Raw genomic sequence first — 20,973 nt, forward strand, 5'->3', positions numbered from 1 at the left:
CCATTAGTGAATCTACGAATGGTCGATTAAGCTGCCTTACATAAGGCTTTTGGCATTTTTACGTGGAATTGTGTAAAAGAACTATTAAATAGATGTCTTGGAGGGAAACTCATGTCTGCAAAATGGGAAAAATTAGAAGGGAACCGTGGGGTTCTAACTGTTGAAGTAGAAGCAGATAAAGTCAACAAAGGTTTGGACGCTGCTTTCAATAAGGTTGTAAAACAAATTAATGTACCTGGATTCCGTAAAGGAAAAATGCCTCGCCAAATGTTCGAAAAACGTTTTGGTGTAGAATCATTGTACCAAGATGCATTGGATTTCATTCTTCCGGAAGCATACGCTACTGCCGTTGAAGAAGCAGGAATCGATCCTGTCGACCGTCCTGAAATTGATGTGGAAAACATGGAAAAAGGACAAGCGTTAGTATTCAAAGCAACTGTAACTGTTAAACCTGAAGTTAAATTAGGAGACTACAAAGGTTTAGAAGTAGAAGCTGTTGATACTGAAGTAACTGAAGAAGATGTAAACAATGAATTGGCTAAAATGCAAGAGCGTTTTGCAGAACTAGTTGTGAAGGAAGACGGAAAAGCTGAAAACGGAGACACAGTTGTCATCGATTTCGAAGGATTTGTTGACGGAGAAGCATTTGAAGGCGGAAAAGCTGAAAACTATTCTCTTGAACTAGGTTCTAACTCTTTCATTCCTGGTTTCGAAGAACAATTAGTTGGTCTTGAAGCTGGACAAGAAAAAGACGTTGAACTTTCATTCCCAGAAGAATACCATGCAGCTGAACTAGCTGGTAAGCCTGCAGTATTCAAAGTGAAAATCCATGAAATCAAAACAAAAGAACTTCCTGCTCTTGATGACGAATTCGCAAAAGATGCAGATGAAGAAGTGGAAACACTTGCTGAGTTGAAAGAAAAAACAAAGAAAAATCTTGAAGACAGCAAAAAGCATGAAGCTGAGCACGTTGTACGCGATACAGTAGTTGAAAAAGCTTCTGCAAATGCTGAAGTTGAGATTCCAGAAGTAATGATCGAATCTGAAGTTGAACGTATGGTTCAAGAATTCGAACAACGCCTATCGATGCAAGGTATGAACTTGGATCTATACTTCCAATTCTCTGGACAGGACGAAGCTGCTCTTAAAGGACAAATGAAAGAAGACGCTGAAAAACGCGTTCTTGCTAACCTTGTTCTTGAAGCAATCGTTAAAGCTGAAAACATCGAAGTTACTGACGAAGATGTGGATGCTGAAATCCAAAAAATGGCTGACATGTACAACATGGAAGTAGAAGCAATCAAGCAAGCTCTTGGAAGTCTTGAAGGCGTTAAGGGTGACTTAAGCGTTCGTAAAGCAGTTGACTTCTTAGTGGACAACAGCAAACAAGCTTAATTTCAACTTTTTCTGAAATGAGAACCTTACCGAACAAGGCACGATTTATCGTGCCTTGTTTTATCATAACCGGAGGAATTTTGCATAAAGGATTAAAAAGGGAATTTTTGCAATGTTTCTTTATTGATTTTATATTATAATAAGTGTAGATTATTTTTAATAATTCTTTTATTGAAACCTACTTTCTCTTTTTACTAAGTTTGATTGGTATTTTTAAGGGCAATATACATATATAATGAGAAAGTAACAAGGACTTTTTCTATTGCAAGTCATTTTATTTTTTTTTTATTGGATAAAATGATACAATGCAAAGCACATAGAAAAAAGAAATACATATTGCGTGTTCTGTAATGGTTGATTTTAGCTTGATTACACTATAATTTCCAAGTATTTAGAAGGGGTGAAGCTAATGTTTAAATTTAATGATGAAAAAGGCCATCTAAAATGTTCGTTCTGTGGCAAAACACAGGAGCAGGTTAGAAAGCTTGTCGCCGGACCTGGCGTATATATTTGTGATGAGTGCATCGAGCTGTGCACTGAGATCGTTGAAGAAGAATTGGGCACTGATGAGGAAGTGGAATTCAAAGATGTGCCGAAACCGCAAGAAATCCAGCACATTTTGGATGAGTATGTAATCGGTCAAAAACAGGCGAAAAAATCGTTGGCTGTGGCTGTATACAATCACTATAAGAGAATCAATTCCAACAGTAAAATCGACGATGTCGAAATTTCCAAGAGTAATATCTGTCTGATCGGGCCTACTGGTAGCGGTAAAACGTTGCTGGCCCAAACTTTGGCACGTTTATTGAACGTACCGTTCGCCATCGCAGATGCAACCTCCTTGACTGAAGCAGGCTATGTGGGTGAGGATGTTGAAAATATTCTATTAAAGCTTATTCAGGCTGCGGATTATGACGTTGAAAAAGCAGAAAAAGGCATTATCTATATCGACGAAATAGATAAAGTGGCACGTAAATCTGAAAATCCATCTATTACAAGAGACGTTTCGGGAGAAGGCGTACAGCAGGCGTTGCTGAAAATCCTCGAAGGAACAGTGGCAAGTGTGCCGCCGCAGGGTGGAAGAAAGCATCCGCATCAGGAATTCATCCAAATTGATACAACTAATATCCTGTTTATTTGCGGAGGGGCTTTTGATGGAATCGAACCTATTATCAAACGCCGTCTTGGCCAAAAAGTAATTGGTTTCGGATCTGAGAATAAAAATGTTGTTATCTCTGAAAAGGATTTATTGTCAAAAGTGCTTCCAGAAGATTTATTGCGCTTTGGCCTAATTCCTGAATTCATCGGCCGTCTTCCGGTTATCGCCAACTTGGAACAATTGGATGAGGGTGCACTAGTTGAAATATTGACGAAGCCTAAAAATGCCTTGGTTAAACAATTCCAAAAAATGCTGTCACTTGATGATGTTGAATTGGAATTCGAAGAAGAAGCATTGAAAGAAATCGCTAAGAGGGCGATTGAGCGTAAAACCGGAGCACGTGGTTTGCGTTCCATTATTGAAGGCATTATGCTCGATTTAATGTTCGACCTTCCTTCAAGGGACGATATTCAGAAATGTATCATCACAAAAGAAACAGTGGCGGAAAATAAATTGCCGAAGCTGATTTTGAAGGATGGCACAGTAGAACCGGAAGAAGAAAAGAAAACTTCTGCCTGACTATAATTGAAAGAATAGCAAAGGAGGGCCAATTAGGCTCTCCTTTTTTTAATTATGCTATGGTCCCTCTTAAGCTTGCCGGGGATAAGCGTGCGCCTTCCGCTTTTGCTATTCCTTTCAAGGTGTCATAGTTAGCCTGGTTTATATCTCCAAAGTTTCCCTCTAACTACGATTATTTTTACCATTTAAAGGTGATACTACATAATAAATCACACAATAGCCATGTTCAGGAGGGAAGAATATGAGTTGGATGACTGTATTGATCATCGTACAAATGTTTTTTGGGATTATCATCGGATTATATTTCTTGAATTTACTTAGGGGCCAACGGGCGCAAAGAGTAACCATAGACCGTGAGTCAAAGAAAGAAATGGAACAATTAAGGAAGATGAGGGATGTGTCTTTGACGCAGCCTTTGGCCGAAAAAGTAAGGCCTTCCAATTTTAATGAGATCATTGGGCAAGAAGATGGAATTAAAGCTCTAAAGGCGGCGATATGCGGTCCGAATCCACAGCATGTCATCATATATGGGCCGCCGGGAGTCGGTAAAACGGCAGCTGCACGGATAGTGCTCGAAGAAGCAAAGAAATACATACAATCTCCATTCAGGAAAAGCGCAGTTTTTATAGAGCTTGATGCGACGACTGCCAGATTTGACGAGCGTGGAATCGCTGATCCGCTCATCGGCTCCGTTCATGATCCGATTTACCAGGGAGCGGGAGCCATGGGACAGGCAGGCATTCCCCAGCCGAAGCAGGGGGCTGTATCGAATGCACATGGCGGAATCCTGTTCATAGATGAAATAGGGGAATTGCATCCAATTCAAATGAATAAGCTGCTTAAAGTATTGGAAGATAGGAAGGTGTTTTTTGAAAGCGCCTATTATTCGGAGGAAAATCAGCAGATTCCGCTTCATATCCATGATATTTTCAAGAATGGGCTGCCCGCCGATTTTCGTTTGATTGGAGCGACTACCCGTACGCCGAATGAAATTCCGCCAGCAATCCGTTCGCGCTGCATGGAAGTGTTTTTTCGCGAATTAGAGCATGAAGAAGTAAAGTCTGTGGCGAGTAACGCTGCTGAGAAAGTGGCATTGGAGATATCCGATGCAGGATTGGATATTTTGGCTAACTATGCCCGCAACGGGCGGGAAGCTGTTAATATGGTCCAGATAGCAGCAGGCTTAGCTATTACGAATAAACGAAAAAATGTCCAAGATGACGAAATGGAATGGATTGTCCATAGCAGCCAATTGACGCCGAGGATAGATAAAAAGATTGCGGATATTTCAAAAGTCGGCCTTGTGAATGGTTTGGCCGTTTATGGACCCAATAGTGGTTCTTTGCTGGAAATTGAAGTGACGGTCATACCCAACGAAGAAAAGGGAAGCATTACTATTACGGGGATTGTAGAAGAAGAAAGTATAGGAAACAACGGGAAATCTATCCGCCGTAAGAGTATGGCAAAAGGCTCCATTGAGAATGTAGTTACGGTACTCCGTTCGATGGGAGTCCCTGCTGATTCATATGATATCCATGTCAACTTTCCAGGAGGAGGGCCAGTTGACGGTCCATCAGCGGGTATAGCCATGGCAACTTGCATTTACTCGGCCATTTATAAGATACCGATTCACCGTACTGTCGCCATGACAGGGGAAATCAGCGTTCAAGGGGCAGTAAAACCAATCGGAGGGATTTATCCGAAAGTGAAGGCAGCCCAGAAGGCAGGCGTCAAGAAGGTGATTATCCCTGCTGAAAATATGCAGAGTATGCTAAAGGAGTTCACTGATATAGAGATTGTGCCTGTCACGTCCTTTAAACAAGTGATTGAACATGCCCTAAAAAGAAAGATCGAGCAGACTCTCGACCTTAACAAAGAGGGCAGCCCCTATCCGAAGGAAAATATGATGTAAGAAGAAAGGCTGATTCGTTATCGGGTCAGTCTTTCTTGCAGCCTTTACGGGTATCCGGAGGCAATAGCCTATAGTGCCAATGGTATGTAATAGACACTAACTAATAAATGCGTTAGAATTGAAAAAAGACCGTATTCCATACGTTTTGCATCGTTTTATAGAATAGATTTGGAGGTGTCTAGGCATGACAAATACAAATGAATACATCGTTCCCCTCCTGCCGCTACGAGGGCTGATTGTGTATCCGTCCATGGTTTTGCATTTAGATGTGGGAAGGGATAAATCTGTCCAAGCATTGGAAAAGGCTATGGTTGATGACCATCTTATTTTTCTGACGACCCAAAAAGATACAGCGGTTGCCGAACCGAACGAAGAAGATGTATATAAGATGGGAACCTTAACAAAAGTAAAGCAAATGCTGAAGCTGCCTAATGGTACGATCCGTGTGCTGGTTGAAGGTTTAAAGCGGGCTGAGGCTGTTTCATTTATAGATCAGGATACGTATCTATCCGCTTCTTTAAAAACATATGAAGACCCGGTTGAAAAAGATGCCGAACATGAAGCGTTAATGAGAACTCTATTGGCTTCATTCAAGCAATACATAACCACTGCCAAGAAGAACAGCAATGAGATATACAGCGCGACTGCCGATATTGCCGAGCCTGGCCGGTTGGCGGATATTGTCACTTCCCATTTGCCGCTGCAACTGAAAGGGAAGCAGGAAGTGTTGGAAGCAATCGATGTAAAAGAGCGTTTATCGATTGTTATTGATTATATCAACAATGAGAAAGAAATCCTGCAATTGGAGAAGAAAATCGGAGAACGTGTCAAACGTTCGATGGAGCGCACCCAAAAAGAATATTATTTGCGGGAGCAAATGAAAGCTATCCAGACAGAATTGGGTGAAAAAGAAGGGAAAACGGGTGAAGTTAGTGAGCTGGCTGAAAAGATTGAAGAAGCTTCCATGCCGGATCATGTAAAACTAACGGCGTTAAAGGAACTGGACCGTTATGAAAAAATCCCAGCAAGCTCTGCTGAAAGTTCAGTGATACGGACATATCTCGACTGGCTATTGGCGCTTCCTTGGAATTATAAGACTGAGGATGACCATGATCTCCATAAGGCAGAACGCATTTTAAATGCAGAGCATTTTGGATTGGAAAAGGTCAAGGAGCGTGTATTGGAGTATTTAGCAGTCCAGCAGCTGACGCAATCCCTAAAGGGTCCTATTTTATGCTTGGCAGGACCTCCAGGTGTTGGTAAGACTAGTTTGGCAAAATCGATTGCCACTTCGCTTAATCGCCATTTTGTTCGTGTATCGCTTGGCGGTGTCCGAGATGAATCTGAGATTAGGGGCCATCGGCGCACGTATGTCGGCGCTATGCCGGGGCGTATTATCCAAGGAATGAAAAAAGCGGGAAGCTCGAATCCTGTTTTCCTATTGGATGAAATCGATAAAATGTCCAATGACTTTAGGGGTGATCCATCCTCCGCTATGCTTGAGGTACTGGATCCCGAACAAAACCATACATTCAGCGACCATTATATTGAAGAAACATATGATTTATCGAACGTGATGTTTATTGCCACTGCCAATAACCTGGCCACTATACCTGGCCCTTTGCGCGACCGGATGGAAATCATTACGATCGCGGGGTATACGGAATATGAGAAACTGCATATCGCCAAGGAACATCTGCTGCTTAAGCAAATTAAAGAGAATGGCTTGAAGAAAACGCAGCTTCAGATTAAAGATGATGCCTTGATGTATATTATCCGTTACCATACGAGAGAAGCGGGAGTCAGGGGCCTGGAGCGCCAGTTGGCCAGCATTTGCCGCAAAGCAGCGCGAATCATTGTTTCAGGTGAAAAGAAAAAGGTCATAGTCACTGTAAAGAATATCGAGGGATTTTTAGGAAAAAAACAATATCGCTATGGACAGGCTGAAAAAGATGATACAGTAGGAGTTGCGACTGGTCTTGCCTATACGACTGTCGGAGGGGATACTCTCCAGATTGAAGTGACATTATCCCCGGGGAAAGGAAAGCTTTCTTTAACCGGTAAACTTGGCGATGTCATGAAGGAATCGGCTCAGGCCGCTTTGACATGCGTACGTTCCAAGGCTGCTGAACTGGGCATTGAGGAAAATTTCTACGAAAAGAATGATATTCACATACATGTTCCGGAAGGAGCTGTCCCTAAAGATGGGCCTTCTGCGGGAATTACGATGGCTACGGCCATTGTATCGGCTCTAACCGGCAAACCAATCCGGAAAGAGGTAGGCATGACCGGCGAAATTACACTAAGAGGCCGAGTACTTCCAATCGGTGGATTAAAGGAAAAAACGCTCGGTGCACACCGTGCTGGTTTAACGACCATTATTCTTCCTAAAGACAACGAAAAAGACATTGAAGATATACCGGAAAGTATCCGTAAAGACTTGACGTTTTATCCTGTTTCAAGTGTCGACGAAGTATTAGCTATTGCATTGGCAGGAGGAAAATAGTATGAAAGTAACAAGCGCAGATATTGTTATTAGCGCTGTAAAGCCAGAGCAGTATCCGGACACACATTTACCGGAATTTGCATTGGCAGGACGATCGAATGTAGGGAAATCATCTTTCATCAATAAGATGATTCAACGGAAAAGCCTTGCCCGGACTTCTTCAAAGCCCGGAAAAACTCAGACACTGAATTTCTTTATCATTAATGAGGCGCTTCACTTCGTCGATGTTCCGGGATATGGATTTGCGAAAGTATCCAAAACGGAACGTGCTGCATGGGGGAAGATGATTGAGACATATTTAACGACAAGGGAACAGCTTCGTGCTGCTATCCAAATTGTTGATTTGCGCCATCCGCCGAGCAAGGATGACATCATGATGTACGATTTCTTTAAACATTATGAAATTCCATGCATCATTATTGCAACAAAAGCAGATAAAATTCCGAAGGGAAAATGGCAAAAACACTTGAAAGTTGTCCGCGAGACGTTGCAGGTGGAAAAAAGCGACCAGTTGATTCTTTTCTCATCTGAAACAGGATTGGGGAAAGAAGAAGCGTGGAAAGCCATTCGGGCATTTATGTAGGATCTTAAAAGAGGCAGACATAGCAGTCTGCCTCTTTTGCTTTACCTTTCGGTTGCCGTTTGTTTGATTTTGACAGGAATGAGCATGCCGGAAGAATCCCGATACACAATATGGTCTCTTGTGAATTTTGTCGGGCTGTCTATGCCTGCTGCTGCAGCAAGTGTAAAAATTCCTTCGCGCAAGGACAATATATAATTGCATACACGCTTGGACTTCTCTTCTATATCCAAGGCTTTCTGTAGCTTTGGATCGGTAGTGGCGACCCCTACTGGGCAAGTATTCGTATGGCAAACTTGAGCCTGTATGCAGCCGACAGAAAACATCATTCCGCGGGCGATATTGACAAAGTCGGCTCCTAACGCCAATGCCAATGCGACTTTATCCGGGGTGAGCAGTTTTCCTGATGCAAAAATATGGACTTTATCACGGACGCCAAATTCTTGAAGCACATCGTGGACATAAGGCAATGCAGATAGGATGGGAACTCCAGCAGAATCGGCCAACTCCTGGAACGATGCCCCTGTGCCCCCCTCTGCTCCGTCAATCGTGATAAAATCCGGATGTTGTCCCGTACGTGCCATATAGGACGCCAGCGAGCGGATGTCTTCAGTATGCCCGACAACAAGCTTAATGCCGACTGGCTTCCCGCCTATTTCCCTCAACTGTTCTACAAAGTCGAACATTTCCTTAAATGTTCCGAATTCACGGAAACGATTCGGGCTATCTATGCTTTTCCATGCTTCTACATTTCTGATTTCGGCGATTTCAGGTGTGACTTTTTTGCCGTCTACATGTCCGCCCCTTGTTTTGGCGCCCTGTGCCAGCTTTAATTCAAATGCTTTTACTTCAGGGATCTTGCTCTTCTTTTTAAATTCCTCCCATGAGAAGTTTCCATCCTTCGTCCGGTAGCCGAATAAACCAGGGCCAATTTGGCTGATGATGTCCACTCCACCCTTTAAATGATGGTCAGTGAGACCGCCTTCCCCAGTGTTCATCCAAGTTCCGCCAGCCATCCCGAGGCCGGTTGACAGTGCAGTGATCGCTGATTTCCCCAGTGCTCCGTAACTCATGGCAGATTGGCCAACGAGACCTTTAGGCTGGAATGGCTGCCTGCATGAATCTTTTCCGATAACGGGAGCGTTTTCATCAGTGAGTAAATATGGATCCGCTTCCGCTTCCTCCCGATGCTCTTTGCGGGAAAATAGTTTTTCATGGTCAATGACATATACTTTTGTTTTCACTTTAGGGTTTTGTTGGATTTTTAATTCTTCTTTCTGTTTGGGAAAGAGCGTATTGGCGATGTAGTATCCCGGTTTTTGAAAATCCCTCTCGGATCCGAATCCCATCATTCTGGATTTATACTTTCCAAAGAGGACAGTTTGCGTATATTCTTTTCTGGAGAATGGCTTGCCTTCTGTATCATTCAAGAAAAGGTATTGCCGTAATTCCGGACCCATTTTTTCGAAAATATAACGGATTTTTCCGAGGACTGGATAATTTCTTAAAACAGCATGCTCCTTTTGCTTGGTATCAAAAAGCCAAAGGGAAGCGATTAAGACGATAGGGATTACAATAATCAATAAAACAAGGACAACTGCGATTAATTCTACAAGGGTGTGAGCGTTCATTGTATTCTCCTTTCAGCACCAACAGTCAGGAAAGAATTTCCCTGATTGTTCTTTTTAGTCACTTCTACCACTAAAAGGAGTAAATAAACGACAAAAAGCGGATGCATGCTCGTTGCGGGCGCAGGACAAAAGCAGGATTCCAAGAGAAACCCTGCATGGCAACCAATTATAGGAGGAAAAAGATTACGGCAATCTCCAGGATGAGGGCGCATATTAAGCGGCCGTAGTAGGGCGATGCTGATTTTTTTGCGTCTATAAAGAATAAACTGTTAAAGAGGATGAAAAAAGAAATAATCAGAAACATGGCGATGAAATTCCCGTGCATGGGATGAAGTGTAAAAAGGATAAACCATTCACAAATGCCGATTAGGGTTATGGCGATAAACCAAAAATCTCGTAGCCTGCACACGGTAGACGAATCTCCTTATTCCCGATCGTAACGGCATGTCCCATGAAACAAAGCGGCGATCGGTTATTTTCTGGATGTATTATATGTATATTCGTACCAGATGCAGGAGCGAATGGATATTATCAAATTGGGTGTCGGTTATCACCTATTTTTAATAAATAGAAGGAGGATGCCGCACCCGATCAAGACGACGGGAACAAGAGAAAAGGAAATGTTTTCTAATATGCCGGCTGAATGGATGGTTTTCATGAAAGAATCATTGAATAAGATAAAAACGGATACGGCCAGAAGTACAATGCCGTGTGCCATTCCTTTGTTTGTCTTTTGAGCCTGCAGCATTACCCCAAGGGAAATGATCAGTATAAAGACTCCTACATTATTCGACCATAGATGTATCGTATTGATGACATGGAAATGGATACCGAATCCTAGAAAAGCCACACCCGGAAGAATTTGTTCATATTGCTTGCCTTTATACGCCTGGACTAGGAATGCGATACCAATGATACAAAGCAAGGATGGCCATGTGTACATTCCTGAAAATAAAGAAATATTGGATTGGCTCAATAAAAAATACAAGCCGAATCCGATTAGCAATACGGGGGAAAATAAGTTTTTCATTTTTAGTCACTTCCTCTTAAGAACAAATTACTTGAGAATCTATTTTTAGTTTGTTACGTTATTAGATAGTAATCATTCTAAATTAGTAATCTGCCATTTTTTGGTGGAATCATGTTCATAGACTATATAAAAAGGTCTTTTCCATCAAGATGGGGCCATTGTTATTTTATCATTTATTCCGGCATAAAACAGTATGGCTTTTCTATGGGAAAGGACAACATATATTGTTTGTCCTAAAATATGGTATGTCAATATATGTTCATAATTTTTAGAGAGTTTAAGGGTTATTAATGCTATAATTATGTTAGAAAACTATGTAATTTTCGTGGGGGTGCGGACAAAGGGATGTTTATACTTGCAGTTGGTTTAAATTATAAAACTGCCCCTGTTGAGATTCGTGAACGTTTGTCATTTGATGAAGCCGAACTCATTGATGCGATGAAGGCGTTGCAGCAAAAGAAGAGCATTTTGGAGAATGTCATCATTTCTACATGCAATCGGACTGAAATATACGCAGTTGTCGATCAAATCCATACAGGACGCTATTATATTAAAGAATTTTTATCTCAATGGTTTGATTTGCCTGCTGAAGATTTCTCTCCTTATCTTTTTATCCATGAAGGGGACCGTGCAGTGGATCATTTATTCCAGGTCAGTTGCGGATTGGATTCAATGATACTGGGGGAAACCCAAATTCTTGGCCAGGTGCGATCAAGTTATTCAATGGCACAATCAGAAAAAACAATTGGAACGGTGTTTAATCACTTATTCAAGGAAGCTGTCACATTGGCAAAACGGGCTCATTCCGAAACAGAAATCAATACGAATGCGGTTTCCGTCAGCTATGCAGCAGTTGAGTTGGCTAAAAAAATATTCGGGGATCTGAATGATAAAAATGTCTTAGTCATCGGTGCCGGAAAAATGGGTGAGCTCGCTATTCAAAACTTGTACAGTGCAGGTGCGAAAAAAGTGTCTGTCATCAATCGGACGCATGCAAAAGCAGTTGTTCTGGCTGAAAAATTCTCCGGCAAGGCAAAAGAGCTTCGTGAATTGCAATGTGCCTTGCTTGATGCGGATATCGTCATTTCCTCAACAGGATCAAAGGAATACGTCATTACGAAAGAATTGATGGGAGCCGTGTCGGGATTGCGGAAGGGTCGCCCGATATTCATGGTAGATATTGCGGTGCCGAGGGATTTAGACCCGACTTTGGCTGATATAGACAGTGTATTCCTTTATGATATTGATGACCTGGAAGGGATTGTCGAAGCGAACTTGCAGGAACGGAAAATTGCCGCCGAAGCGATTTTGATGATGATCGAGAAGGAAATTGCCGCCTATAATGATTGGATGAATATGTTGGGCGTTGTTCCTGTCATTTCTGCCTTAAGGGAAAAGGCGCTTGCAATCCAGGCGGATACGATGGAAAGCATCGAACGGAAACTGCCGGATTTATCAGACCGTGAACGCAAAATTATATCAAAGCATACAAAGAGCATCATTAATCAAATGTTAAAAGACCCTATCCTTTATGCGAAAGAACTTGCAGGCCGGAAGGATCGGGAAAAGGCGCTCGCTTCCTTTATGAATACGTTCAATATTGAGCCTTTGAACCGGGAGGCAAGCCTTCGTCCGATAAAAGAAGAGTCAGCAGCAAATCAAGAGTATACAACTGCTGCAGTCAGGGCTTAAGAGGGAGAAAACATGCTTGATGTTTCAATGACCAGGCTTCAAGAAGCCACAGTCGTTCTATATGCCTTAAGTGTTCTTTTATATTTTATTGATTTTCTTCATACAAAACGGAAGGCAAATCAACTTGCCTTCTGGCTGCTTGCGATTGTTTGGTTATTTCAAACAATCTTTTTATTTCTTTATGTGGATAAGACAGGCCGATTTCCTGTGTTGACTATTTTTGAAGGGCTTTATTTCTATGTATGGGTGCTCATCACATTTTCTTTGGCCTTCCAACGATGGCTCCGAGTTGAATTTATTGTGTTTTTTACAAATATCCTTGGATTTATAGTGATGGCCATCCATACGTTCGCTCCTGAGCAAATGTCTACGCAGATCATGGCAAAACAGCTTGTTTCTGAATTGTTGTTCATCCATGTAACTATTGCCATTTTGGCATATGGAGCTTTTACCCTTTCATTTGTCTTATCGGTGCTTTATCTGATTCAGTATGATTTGCTGAAAAGGAAACAATGGGGGAAACGGCTTCGACGTTTAGGGGATTTGTCGAAGCTGGAGAAATGGTCTTATCTTCTGGCTGTTATCGGCTTGCCGCTCTTATTTTTTGCCCTTGTCCTTGGGTTGCAATGGGCAAGGCTGAAACTGCCGGGGATTTCCTGGTTCGATATTAAGATCATTGGTTCGTTTGTTGTCATTCTTCTATATGGTTTTTATATTTATGCTAAGCATCGGGGACGTTTTTACGGCAGGTCTCTGGCTTACTTGAATATACTGGCTTTCATGATTGTATTAATCAATTTCTTTTTATTTGGTAGTTTATCGGGATTTCATTTTTGGTACGCATAGGAGGATATTATGAGAAAAATAATTGTCGGTTCCAGACGAAGCAAATTGGCCCTCACCCAAACGAATTGGGTTATCCAGCAATTGAAGGATTTAGGATTGCCGTTTGAGTTTGAAGTGAAGGAAATTGTGACGAAAGGGGATCGCATCCTTGATGTGACACTGTCGAAGGTTGGCGGAAAGGGCTTGTTTGTTAAAGAGATCGAGCATGCTTTATTAACGAAAGAAATCGACATGGCTGTACATAGTATGAAGGATATGCCGGCCGTACTTCCTAGTGGATTGACGATCGGATGTATCCCGGAGCGCGAGGATCATCGTGATGTCTTGATTTCCAAAGGGCATAAAACGTTGAAAGAGCTAAAAAAAGGCGCAATTGTAGGAACAAGCAGTTTAAGGAGAAGTGCACAGTTATTGGCTGTACGGCCCGACTTGGAGATTAAGTGGATCAGAGGAAATATTGATACACGGCTTCAAAAGCTGCAGGATGAGGAATATGATGCGATAATTTTGGCTGCTGCAGGGCTTTCCCGCCTTGGCTGGAGTTCGGATGTAGTGACTGAATTTTTGGAAAGCGATATGTGTGTCCCGGCAGTCGGCCAGGGTGCCTTATCCATTGAATGCAGAAGCGATGACGAAGAGCTTTTGAAAGGGTTGTCCCAATTCGCTGATAGTGAAACAGATCGAACTGTTAGAGCAGAGCGGACATTTTTGGATGCGATGGAAGGTGGATGCCAGGTGCCGATTGCAGGTTTTGCAACGGTTGAAGAACAAGGTGAAATTACGCTGACTGCATTGGTAGGGACACCGGATGGGAAAACAATCCTGAAAGAGCAAATCAGCGGAAATGATCCTCGGGAAATAGGCTTAAAAGCGGCTGATGCGATCAAAGCGCGCGGCGGCCAGAAATTGATCGACGATGTAAAAGCCGAATCGATGCAATCATGACAGGCGGGGGATTCATTGAAGGCAAGACAGTGTTGGTAACACGCAGCGAAAACGATGCACCTGCCTTTTCACAGCAAATAGCGCTGCGGGGAGGAATTCCGGTATCTGTACCATTAATCGGTTTCCGCCCAGCTGCTTTAGATGCAAGTGAAATGAATAAGCTGTCTAATCTTAAACAGTATGATTGGCTCATTTTCACTTCCCAAAAAGGGGTGGAGTATTTCAGTAAGCTTGTCCCGAATAATAACTTGCCCCAGATTGCAGCTATTGGGGAAAAGACAGAGTCTTCATTAAGGCTTCACGGAATGGAGCCAGCATTTATTCCTTCTCAATTTGTTGCCGAAAGGTTTGCTGAAGAGTTTCCGGAACAGTTGGACAATCATTCCAATATCTTGATTGTCAAAGGGAACCTGGCCAGGGATATGATCGCCAAAAAGTTGGAAGAAGAAGGCCATTTATGTGATGAAATAGTGATTTACGAGAACAGCCTGCCTTCCTCCAGTGAAAAAAGGTTGAAGAATTTATTGGAAAAAGGGACAATCGATATTGTGACGTTTACTTCATCATCCACTGTCCGCCATTTCATGGAGGTAGTAAACAAAAACCAGCTTCAGCTAGGCCGGATGGTATACGCATGCATAGGCCCGATAGCAGCCAAAACGGCTGGAAGTTATGGTTTGCCAGTTGCTGTGATTGCAGAACCTTATACTTCAGAAGGGCTATTAAGCATGCTCGATGATTATATACAATAAAGAGTACAGTGAAAGGAAGACTGAACAAATGGAAAAAATGCAATTTGCACGCCATAGAAGACTGCGCCGGAATGCAGCGATGAGATCATTAGTAAGAGAGACATTCCTTCGTACCGAAGATTTAATTTACCCTATTTTCATTGCGGCCGGAGAAGATGTCCGCAATGAAATCCATTCCATGCCTGGAATCTATCAATTATCGCTTGATCATCTAATGGAAGAAGTGAAAGAATCGGTAGAGCTCGGCATTCAGGCTTTCATTCTGTTCGGGGTACCTTATGAGCATGATAAGGATGAATGCGGAACAGGCGCTTTTAGCCATGATGGATTAATCCAGCAGGGAATCAGAATGATCAAAGAACAGTATCCCGAGGTTCTAATCGTGGCGGATACATGCCTTTGTGAATACACAGACCATGGGCATTGCGGCATTGTAAAAGACGGAGAAATACTGAACGACGAATCGCTCGGCTATTTGGTCAAAACTGCTGTCAGCCAAGTGGAAGCAGGAGCAGACATTATTGCTCCATCCAATATGATGGATGGTTTTGTTGCCGCCATTCGCGCTGGTTTGGATGAAGCCGGTTACCAGCATGTGCCGATTATGTCTTATGCAGTCAAATATGCATCCGCTTTTTATGGTCCTTTCCGCGATGCAGCCAATGGGGCACCGCAGTTCGGAGACCGCAAGACCTACCAAATGGACCCGGCCAATCGCCTGGAAGCAATGCGTGAAGCACATTCAGACGTGTCGGAGGGAGCTGATTTCTTGATCGTTAAGCCTGCACTGGCCTATATGGATATCATCCGCGATGTGAAGAATGAATTCAACTTGCCCATCGTCGCCTATAATGTGAGCGGGGAATACAGTATGATCAAAGCAGCAGGCATCAACGGCTGGATCAACGAAAAGCAAATTGTGATGGAAACATTGATTGGCTTAAAGCGTGCCGGTTCAGATTTAATCATTACTTATTTTGCTAAGGACGTGGCCGGTTGGCTTAAAGAACAATCATGCAATGGTTAAGCACTATTGTAATGAATAAACTTTCCAGTTAAAAGGAGACCTTTATATGCGCAGTTATGAAAAATCCAAACAAGCTTTTCAGGAAGCTTTGAAGTTAATGCCTGGCGGCGTAAATAGCCCGGTCCGCGCTTTCCGCTCGGTCGATATGGATCCCATTTTTATGGAACGCGGCCAAGGATCGAAAATTTATGATATTGATGGCAATGAATACATTGATTATGTGTTATCTTGGGGACCGCTGATTTTAGGGCACTCTCATCCTGAAGTGGTGGAGGCTTTGAAAAAAGTAGTGGAAAGCGGGACAAGCTTCGGTGCGCCGACTTTACTCGAGAATCAATTAGCCAAGCTAATCATAGAACGAGTTCCTTCTCTTGAGATAGTCCGCATGGTTTCTTCTGGTACTGAAGCAACGATGAGCGCATTGCGTTTAGCAAGAGGCTATACAGGCAGAAATAAAATTTTGAAATTTGAAGGGTCTTATCATGGCCATGGAGATTCATTGCTGATTAAGGCAGGTTCCGGTGTCGCTACATTGGGGTTGCCGGATAGCCCAGGGGTGCCTGAAAGTGTAGCCAAGAATACGATAACGGTTCCTTATAATGATCTTGAAGCAGTCAAAATGGCATTTCAGCAATATGGCGAGGATCTTGCCTGTGTCATCGTTGAACCAGTTGCCGGCAATATGGGTGTTGTCCCTCCGCTTCCGGGATTCCTTCAAGGGTTGCGCGATGTGACAAAGCAATATGGGTCATTATTGATATTCGATGAAGTTATGACGGGTTTCCGTGTCGATTACCATTGTGCAAGCGGCTACTTCGGAATTGATCCTGACTTAACATGCCTCGGAAAAGTAGTGGGCGGAGGACTTCCTGTCGGTGTATTCGGCGGAAAAGAAGAAATCATGAAACATGTGGCGCCAAGCGGAACCATCTACCAAGCTGGGACATTATCCGGTAATCCACTTGCCATGACGGGCGGATTTATGACGTTAAGCCTATTGAATGAAAATACGTATAAAGAATTCAAGCGAAAAGGCGACATGCTAGAGAAGGGAATCAGTGAAGCAGCTAAAAAGTATGAAATTCCCCATACCTTCAATCGTGCAGGAAGCATGATTGGCCTGTTCTTTACAAATGAACATGTGGTCGATTATGATAGTGCCAAAACATCGGATCTTGACTTTTTCAGCCAATATTACCGTGAGATGGCTAATCAAGGCATTTTCTTGCCGCCCTCTCAGTTTGAAGGTTTATTCCTGTCTGCTGCACATAGCGATGAAGATATTGAAAAGACCATTGCCGCTGCAGAGCATGCTTTTTCTGTACTGAAGAAATAAAAAGGTGTAAAAAAACCAGAAGAGTAAACTCTCTTCTGGTTTTTTGTTGATACGTTTAATATCAACCAGCTTTAGTTCGCTGTCAGCGAAGATGTCGGAACAAAGCCGATTTCATTCGAAGTTGTTTTAATGAGTGTCCAGTTCCCTACTTGATAGCCGATTGTTACTTGGTCATTCTTTTTCAGAAGGCCTATTTGTCCATAAGAGACAGAAGGCCCTTTTCTGAATGGCAGCGAATCGGTACTGACCGCCATTTCTCCCACAAATGAAATGGCCGGGCTGTCGATGCGGAGGCTGTAGTCAATGGCTCTGGCCAGGAAGACAGCATAATCAGCACGGATGATGTTTAAACCAGAACCGAATGAACCGTCTTTTAATCCTTGTGCAATTCCTCTCGATTTCAGTGCTTGGGCTGCACCGGATGCAGAATTGCCGTAGCTATAATCAAACGCTCTGCTGATCATAAGGGCCATTTCCCCTCGTGTTACGCTAGCATCGGGTTTAAATGTTCCGTCACTGTATCCGGAAAGGATTTTTTTGTCCACAGCAGATTGGATATAACCGGAAGCAAATGAATTCGAGCCGACGTCCTTAAAGATGGTGGTTCTCTTCGCTCCATCCAGATTTAACGTGCGCCCGATCATTGCAGCGGCTTCAGCTCTGTTTACTTGCCGGTCAGGATTGAAATTGCCGTTTAAATCCCCAGTTACGATATTCCCTTGGGCTAAATAAGCAATTTCTTGATATGCCCGGTAACTAGTTGAGAGATCAGAAAAAACAGATGGCTCGGTACCTGGCTTGTCAATTGGCTTATCTGTAGGTTTATCAGTGGCAATCCCATATTTAACGGCAAAGGCTTGAGTGCTTTCAACACCAGTGGCAGAAACAGAGGTAACCTCATACGTATAGTTTTTGCTTGCCGATGCAGTTTTATCGGCAAAAACGGTATTGCCGTTTGTATTGTAGACTACATCTACTATATTGGCGGGATTTTGCCGAGATCCCCCGGTAGTTGCTTCATATCGATAGATAATATATTTTCTGGCCTGTATGCTGTTTTGGTCTTTAATCGTCAGCTTCATCCCTGAAGCATCCTTTGTTACTTGTACGGAAGTGGGGATAGCAGGCTGAGCAGTATTTTTCCAAGGTACGCCAGGCGTAACGGCTGTGTAATTGTATAGTTGCTGTGTAAGAGCGGTGGCATAGCTTAATCGATTAGCCTGAATGTCTTTTAGAGAAAAATGCATCTGGCCAAGGGCTATTTGGTTATTTCTGTTTGCAATGACCTGGTTCGGGAGTTCCGCTTTATTGCTCCAGGCCTTATCGGTATCCTTGCCAACCTTGTAATCTGCCATGCCGATATATAAATTGACTGGGTGCACTTTTGCATACGTTTGGACTTCCTTGCTCCACCAATCTAACAGAATGGAATAATTGGCCGCCGTACTGCTTCTTGACCAATAGACTTGCGGAGCAATATAGTCAATAGTTCCCGCTTTGATCCATTGTCTTGTATCTGCATAAAGATCATCATAGTTGCTCAATGCTTTTGTATTGCTTCCCGTAGAATCAACGGATTTGTTTCTCCACACACCGAAAGGCGAAATGCCGAACTGCACATGTGATTTCGTGTTTTTGATTGAAGTATACAGTTTCTTGATCAGCTGATTGACATTGTCACGGCGCCAATCCTTCACATTTTTGAATGCTGTGCCATATTTTTTGTAGGCTGCACTATCAGGGAAGGCTTGTCCGGAAATAGGGTAAGGATAAAAATAATCATCCATATGGACGGCATCTATATCATAATTGGCTGTCAGTTCTTTTACAGTAGAAACTAGGTAATCCTGAACTTCAGGAAGGCCAGGGTTCAAATAGTATTGGCTGCCGTATTTCACTACCCAGCTTGGATGGGTCCGCGCAACATTAGTGGCCGAAAGGCTTGTTAATGGCTTACCTGGCATAGTGACCCGATAAGGATTGATCCAGGCATGCAATTCCATGCCCCGTTTATGCGCTTCATCGACCATAATCGCTAAAGGATCATAACCAGGGTTGGTGCCTTGTGCCTTTCCGGTTATATAGGAAGACCATGGAGCTAATTTAGACGGATATAAAGCATCATTCGTCGGCTTTACCTGGAAAATGGCAGCGTTGAATTTTTGCGCTTTCAGCTTGTCCAAAGTAGTTTGTGCCCATGATGTGTACTGTGCTTTTGTCATACCGGCTTTCAAATCGATATTTGAAACGGTCGCAATCCAGGCAGCGCGCATTTCATTTTTGGGTTGGGCATTTCCTGCCGCTTTGCCTTGGAAGGGCATAACACCAACGAATAAACTGATGGCCATGGCAAGTGCCATTACCATTTTAACAATCATTTTTCTTTTCATTCTCTTGTATAACTCCCCTTTGCAGATTGATATATTACAAAACATATATCTTTTTAGTTCCAATAGATGGTTCACGATCAAAAGACCGCTCCTATTGGTTCAATATGGCTGAAGGCGGCATTAACTAGATTCAACATTCCCTTTTTCTTATGAAACACCTTCTTTAACTATGTAATGATTGTTGACTGAAAAATAATGAAAAAAGAATGATTTATGTTTTTCATTATTTTCCAAAAAATTAAACACCATCTATTAGTATATCAAAACATCATACAAATAGAAGTAACCATTTATATCCAGATACCTTGCCGGATAGAGTCTCTGTTCAATATGCCTTGCAAACATACGCGGACATAGGCTTTATGCTAGTTTTGCTTGATTGCATCAATAGATCTATTTGCGATCGCAGTAATCGTTCCGCCTTTAACGGTAAGCCAGTAATCTGTTTCAATTCATTTTCGTATTCTGAAAGAACAAAATCCACTTCCCACTTAGCATCCTGCAGCATCGGGGAATAGATTTGGCTGTCTCTTTCTATTTCCCAGCCTGCTTGCCCAATGAGGTTCCTAATGTCATTGGGTGTAAATAGCGTCCTGATATTAGATTGGCTTTCTTCCTTCCAGCATTCATATTGCGCCTGGATAAGGGCCGCCATAAGATGGGGCATTTGCTCTATATCCATTATTCGACTGTCCCATTCCGCAAAGCATAAGGAAGCTCCCCAACTCCGTGTCCTGTGGAAAAGTTTCTGTAATTCTTCCGGAGATGAAAAATACCAAGAGCAATGGGAAAAAATAATATAATCGAATTCATTCTTCTCGAATTGGACGTCCGGCGATAGTAAGTCGAGATTATACGAAAATTGAATGGTCTTCCCTAATGGAGAATCCTTTAAATAAGTTGATGCTTCCCCCAATGTAAATGGGGCCCCATAGGCGGGTGATGCGATATCGACTGCATGGATAAAGCCATCTTTCCCGGCGGCGTATGCAAGCACGGCTGTCATGTCTCCCTGCCCGCAACCAATTTCCAAAATCCTGCTTCCTTTTTTGATCCCCCAGTAATGTGCCAGTTTGAGCCTGTGCTCTGTTTGAATCTCTTGAATGCTTGTATCCTCTCCATGAATCATACAGTTTACTATATAGTCTATAATTGCTTTATCCATGAATGTCTCCTCCTAGTTATCTGGAAATATAGTAGTATATTCCATTTTATCATTTGTTTGAATGTTTTGAATGATATAGTATTGCTTG

General features: G+C 42.7%; 15 protein-coding genes. 11 read left to right on the forward strand and 4 right to left on the reverse strand.

The genetic code is table 11. The features are described 5' to 3' along the window. The first annotated feature begins 111 nt into the window (after nucleotides 1-111). The 5 genes from tig to yihA all read left to right on the forward strand — a co-directional run bounded on the left by tig (nucleotide 112) and on the right by yihA (nucleotide 8,074). Nucleotides 112-1,395: a trigger factor gene (gene tig / locus ABC357_RS03225; protein ID WP_412886117.1), complete on the forward strand. Its 1,284-nt coding sequence runs from the start codon at nucleotides 112-114 to the stop codon at nucleotides 1,393-1,395. A gap of 409 nt (nucleotides 1,396-1,804) precedes the next feature. Then, nucleotides 1,805-3,073 carry an ATP-dependent protease ATP-binding subunit ClpX gene (clpX, locus tag ABC357_RS03230; RefSeq protein ID WP_412886118.1) on the forward strand — a complete coding sequence of 423 codons (1,269 nt, stop codon included), beginning with the start codon at nucleotides 1,805-1,807 and terminating at the stop codon, nucleotides 3,071-3,073. 241 nt (nucleotides 3,074-3,314) lie between these two features. Beyond that, nucleotides 3,315-4,985, forward strand: a complete 1,671-nt coding sequence (lonB, locus tag ABC357_RS03235) for an ATP-dependent protease LonB (RefSeq protein WP_412886119.1) — start codon at nucleotides 3,315-3,317, stop codon at nucleotides 4,983-4,985. A 184-nt stretch (nucleotides 4,986-5,169) separates the two neighbouring features. Continuing rightward, a complete protein-coding gene (gene lon / locus ABC357_RS03240) occupies nucleotides 5,170-7,491 on the forward strand; it encodes an endopeptidase La (RefSeq protein WP_412886120.1) in 2,322 nt (773 codons plus the stop codon). Nucleotide 7,492: 1 nt separating this feature from the next. Further along, a complete protein-coding gene (gene yihA, locus ABC357_RS03245; RefSeq protein ID WP_412886121.1) occupies nucleotides 7,493-8,074 on the forward strand; it encodes a ribosome biogenesis GTP-binding protein YihA/YsxC in 582 nt (193 codons plus the stop codon). Between the two features lie 41 nt (nucleotides 8,075-8,115). Here the strand turns inward: yihA and ABC357_RS03250 are convergent, their stop codons facing one another. After that, nucleotides 8,116-9,702, reverse strand: coding sequence for an FMN-binding glutamate synthase family protein (locus ABC357_RS03250; RefSeq protein WP_412886122.1), 1,587 nt, complete (start codon nucleotides 9,700-9,702; stop codon nucleotides 8,116-8,118). 550 nt (nucleotides 9,703-10,252) lie between these two features. Beyond that, complete coding sequence (locus ABC357_RS03255) at nucleotides 10,253-10,732, reverse strand: LiaF transmembrane domain-containing protein (protein ID WP_412886123.1); 480 nt, start codon at nucleotides 10,730-10,732, stop codon at nucleotides 10,253-10,255. 345 nt (nucleotides 10,733-11,077) lie between these two features. Here ABC357_RS03255 and hemA point away from each other — a divergent pair, with 345 nt between their 5' ends. From hemA to hemL, 6 genes are read left to right on the forward strand one after another with little or no spacing between them, the layout of a single operon-like run. Then, the gene (gene hemA / locus ABC357_RS03260) at nucleotides 11,078-12,424 is read left to right on the forward strand and encodes a glutamyl-tRNA reductase (RefSeq protein WP_412886124.1); all 1,347 of its coding nucleotides are present in this window, start codon (nucleotides 11,078-11,080) and stop codon (nucleotides 12,422-12,424) included. A gap of 12 nt (nucleotides 12,425-12,436) precedes the next feature. Further along, a complete protein-coding gene (locus tag ABC357_RS03265) occupies nucleotides 12,437-13,270 on the forward strand; it encodes a cytochrome C assembly family protein (protein WP_412886125.1) in 834 nt (277 codons plus the stop codon). A 9-nt stretch (nucleotides 13,271-13,279) separates the two neighbouring features. Next, complete coding sequence (hemC, locus tag ABC357_RS03270) at nucleotides 13,280-14,215, forward strand: hydroxymethylbilane synthase (RefSeq protein WP_412886126.1); 936 nt, start codon at nucleotides 13,280-13,282, stop codon at nucleotides 14,213-14,215. Nucleotides 14,216-14,244: 29 nt separating this feature from the next. Continuing rightward, nucleotides 14,245-14,967: a uroporphyrinogen-III synthase gene (locus ABC357_RS03275; RefSeq protein WP_412886127.1), complete on the forward strand. Its 723-nt coding sequence runs from the start codon at nucleotides 14,245-14,247 to the stop codon at nucleotides 14,965-14,967. Between the two features lie 28 nt (nucleotides 14,968-14,995). Next, nucleotides 14,996-15,994, forward strand: a complete 999-nt coding sequence (hemB, locus tag ABC357_RS03280) for a porphobilinogen synthase (RefSeq protein WP_412886128.1) — start codon at nucleotides 14,996-14,998, stop codon at nucleotides 15,992-15,994. A 46-nt stretch (nucleotides 15,995-16,040) separates the two neighbouring features. Further along, nucleotides 16,041-17,330: a glutamate-1-semialdehyde 2,1-aminomutase gene (gene hemL / locus ABC357_RS03285; protein WP_412886129.1), complete on the forward strand. Its 1,290-nt coding sequence runs from the start codon at nucleotides 16,041-16,043 to the stop codon at nucleotides 17,328-17,330. Between the two features lie 71 nt (nucleotides 17,331-17,401). Here the strand turns inward: hemL and ABC357_RS03290 are convergent, their stop codons facing one another. After that, nucleotides 17,402-19,720: a family 10 glycosylhydrolase gene (locus ABC357_RS03290; RefSeq protein WP_412886130.1), complete on the reverse strand. Its 2,319-nt coding sequence runs from the start codon at nucleotides 19,718-19,720 to the stop codon at nucleotides 17,402-17,404. Nucleotides 19,721-20,045: 325 nt separating this feature from the next. Then, nucleotides 20,046-20,885 (reverse strand): class I SAM-dependent methyltransferase, encoded by an 840-nt coding sequence (locus ABC357_RS03295; protein ID WP_412886131.1) that lies wholly within the window; start codon nucleotides 20,883-20,885, stop codon nucleotides 20,046-20,048. Nucleotides 20,886-20,973 lie beyond the last annotated feature (88 nt).

Source organism: Bacillus kalamii (assembly GCF_047238185.1).
Lineage (GTDB): Bacteria > Bacillota > Bacilli > Bacillales > DSM-1321 > Bacillus_AD.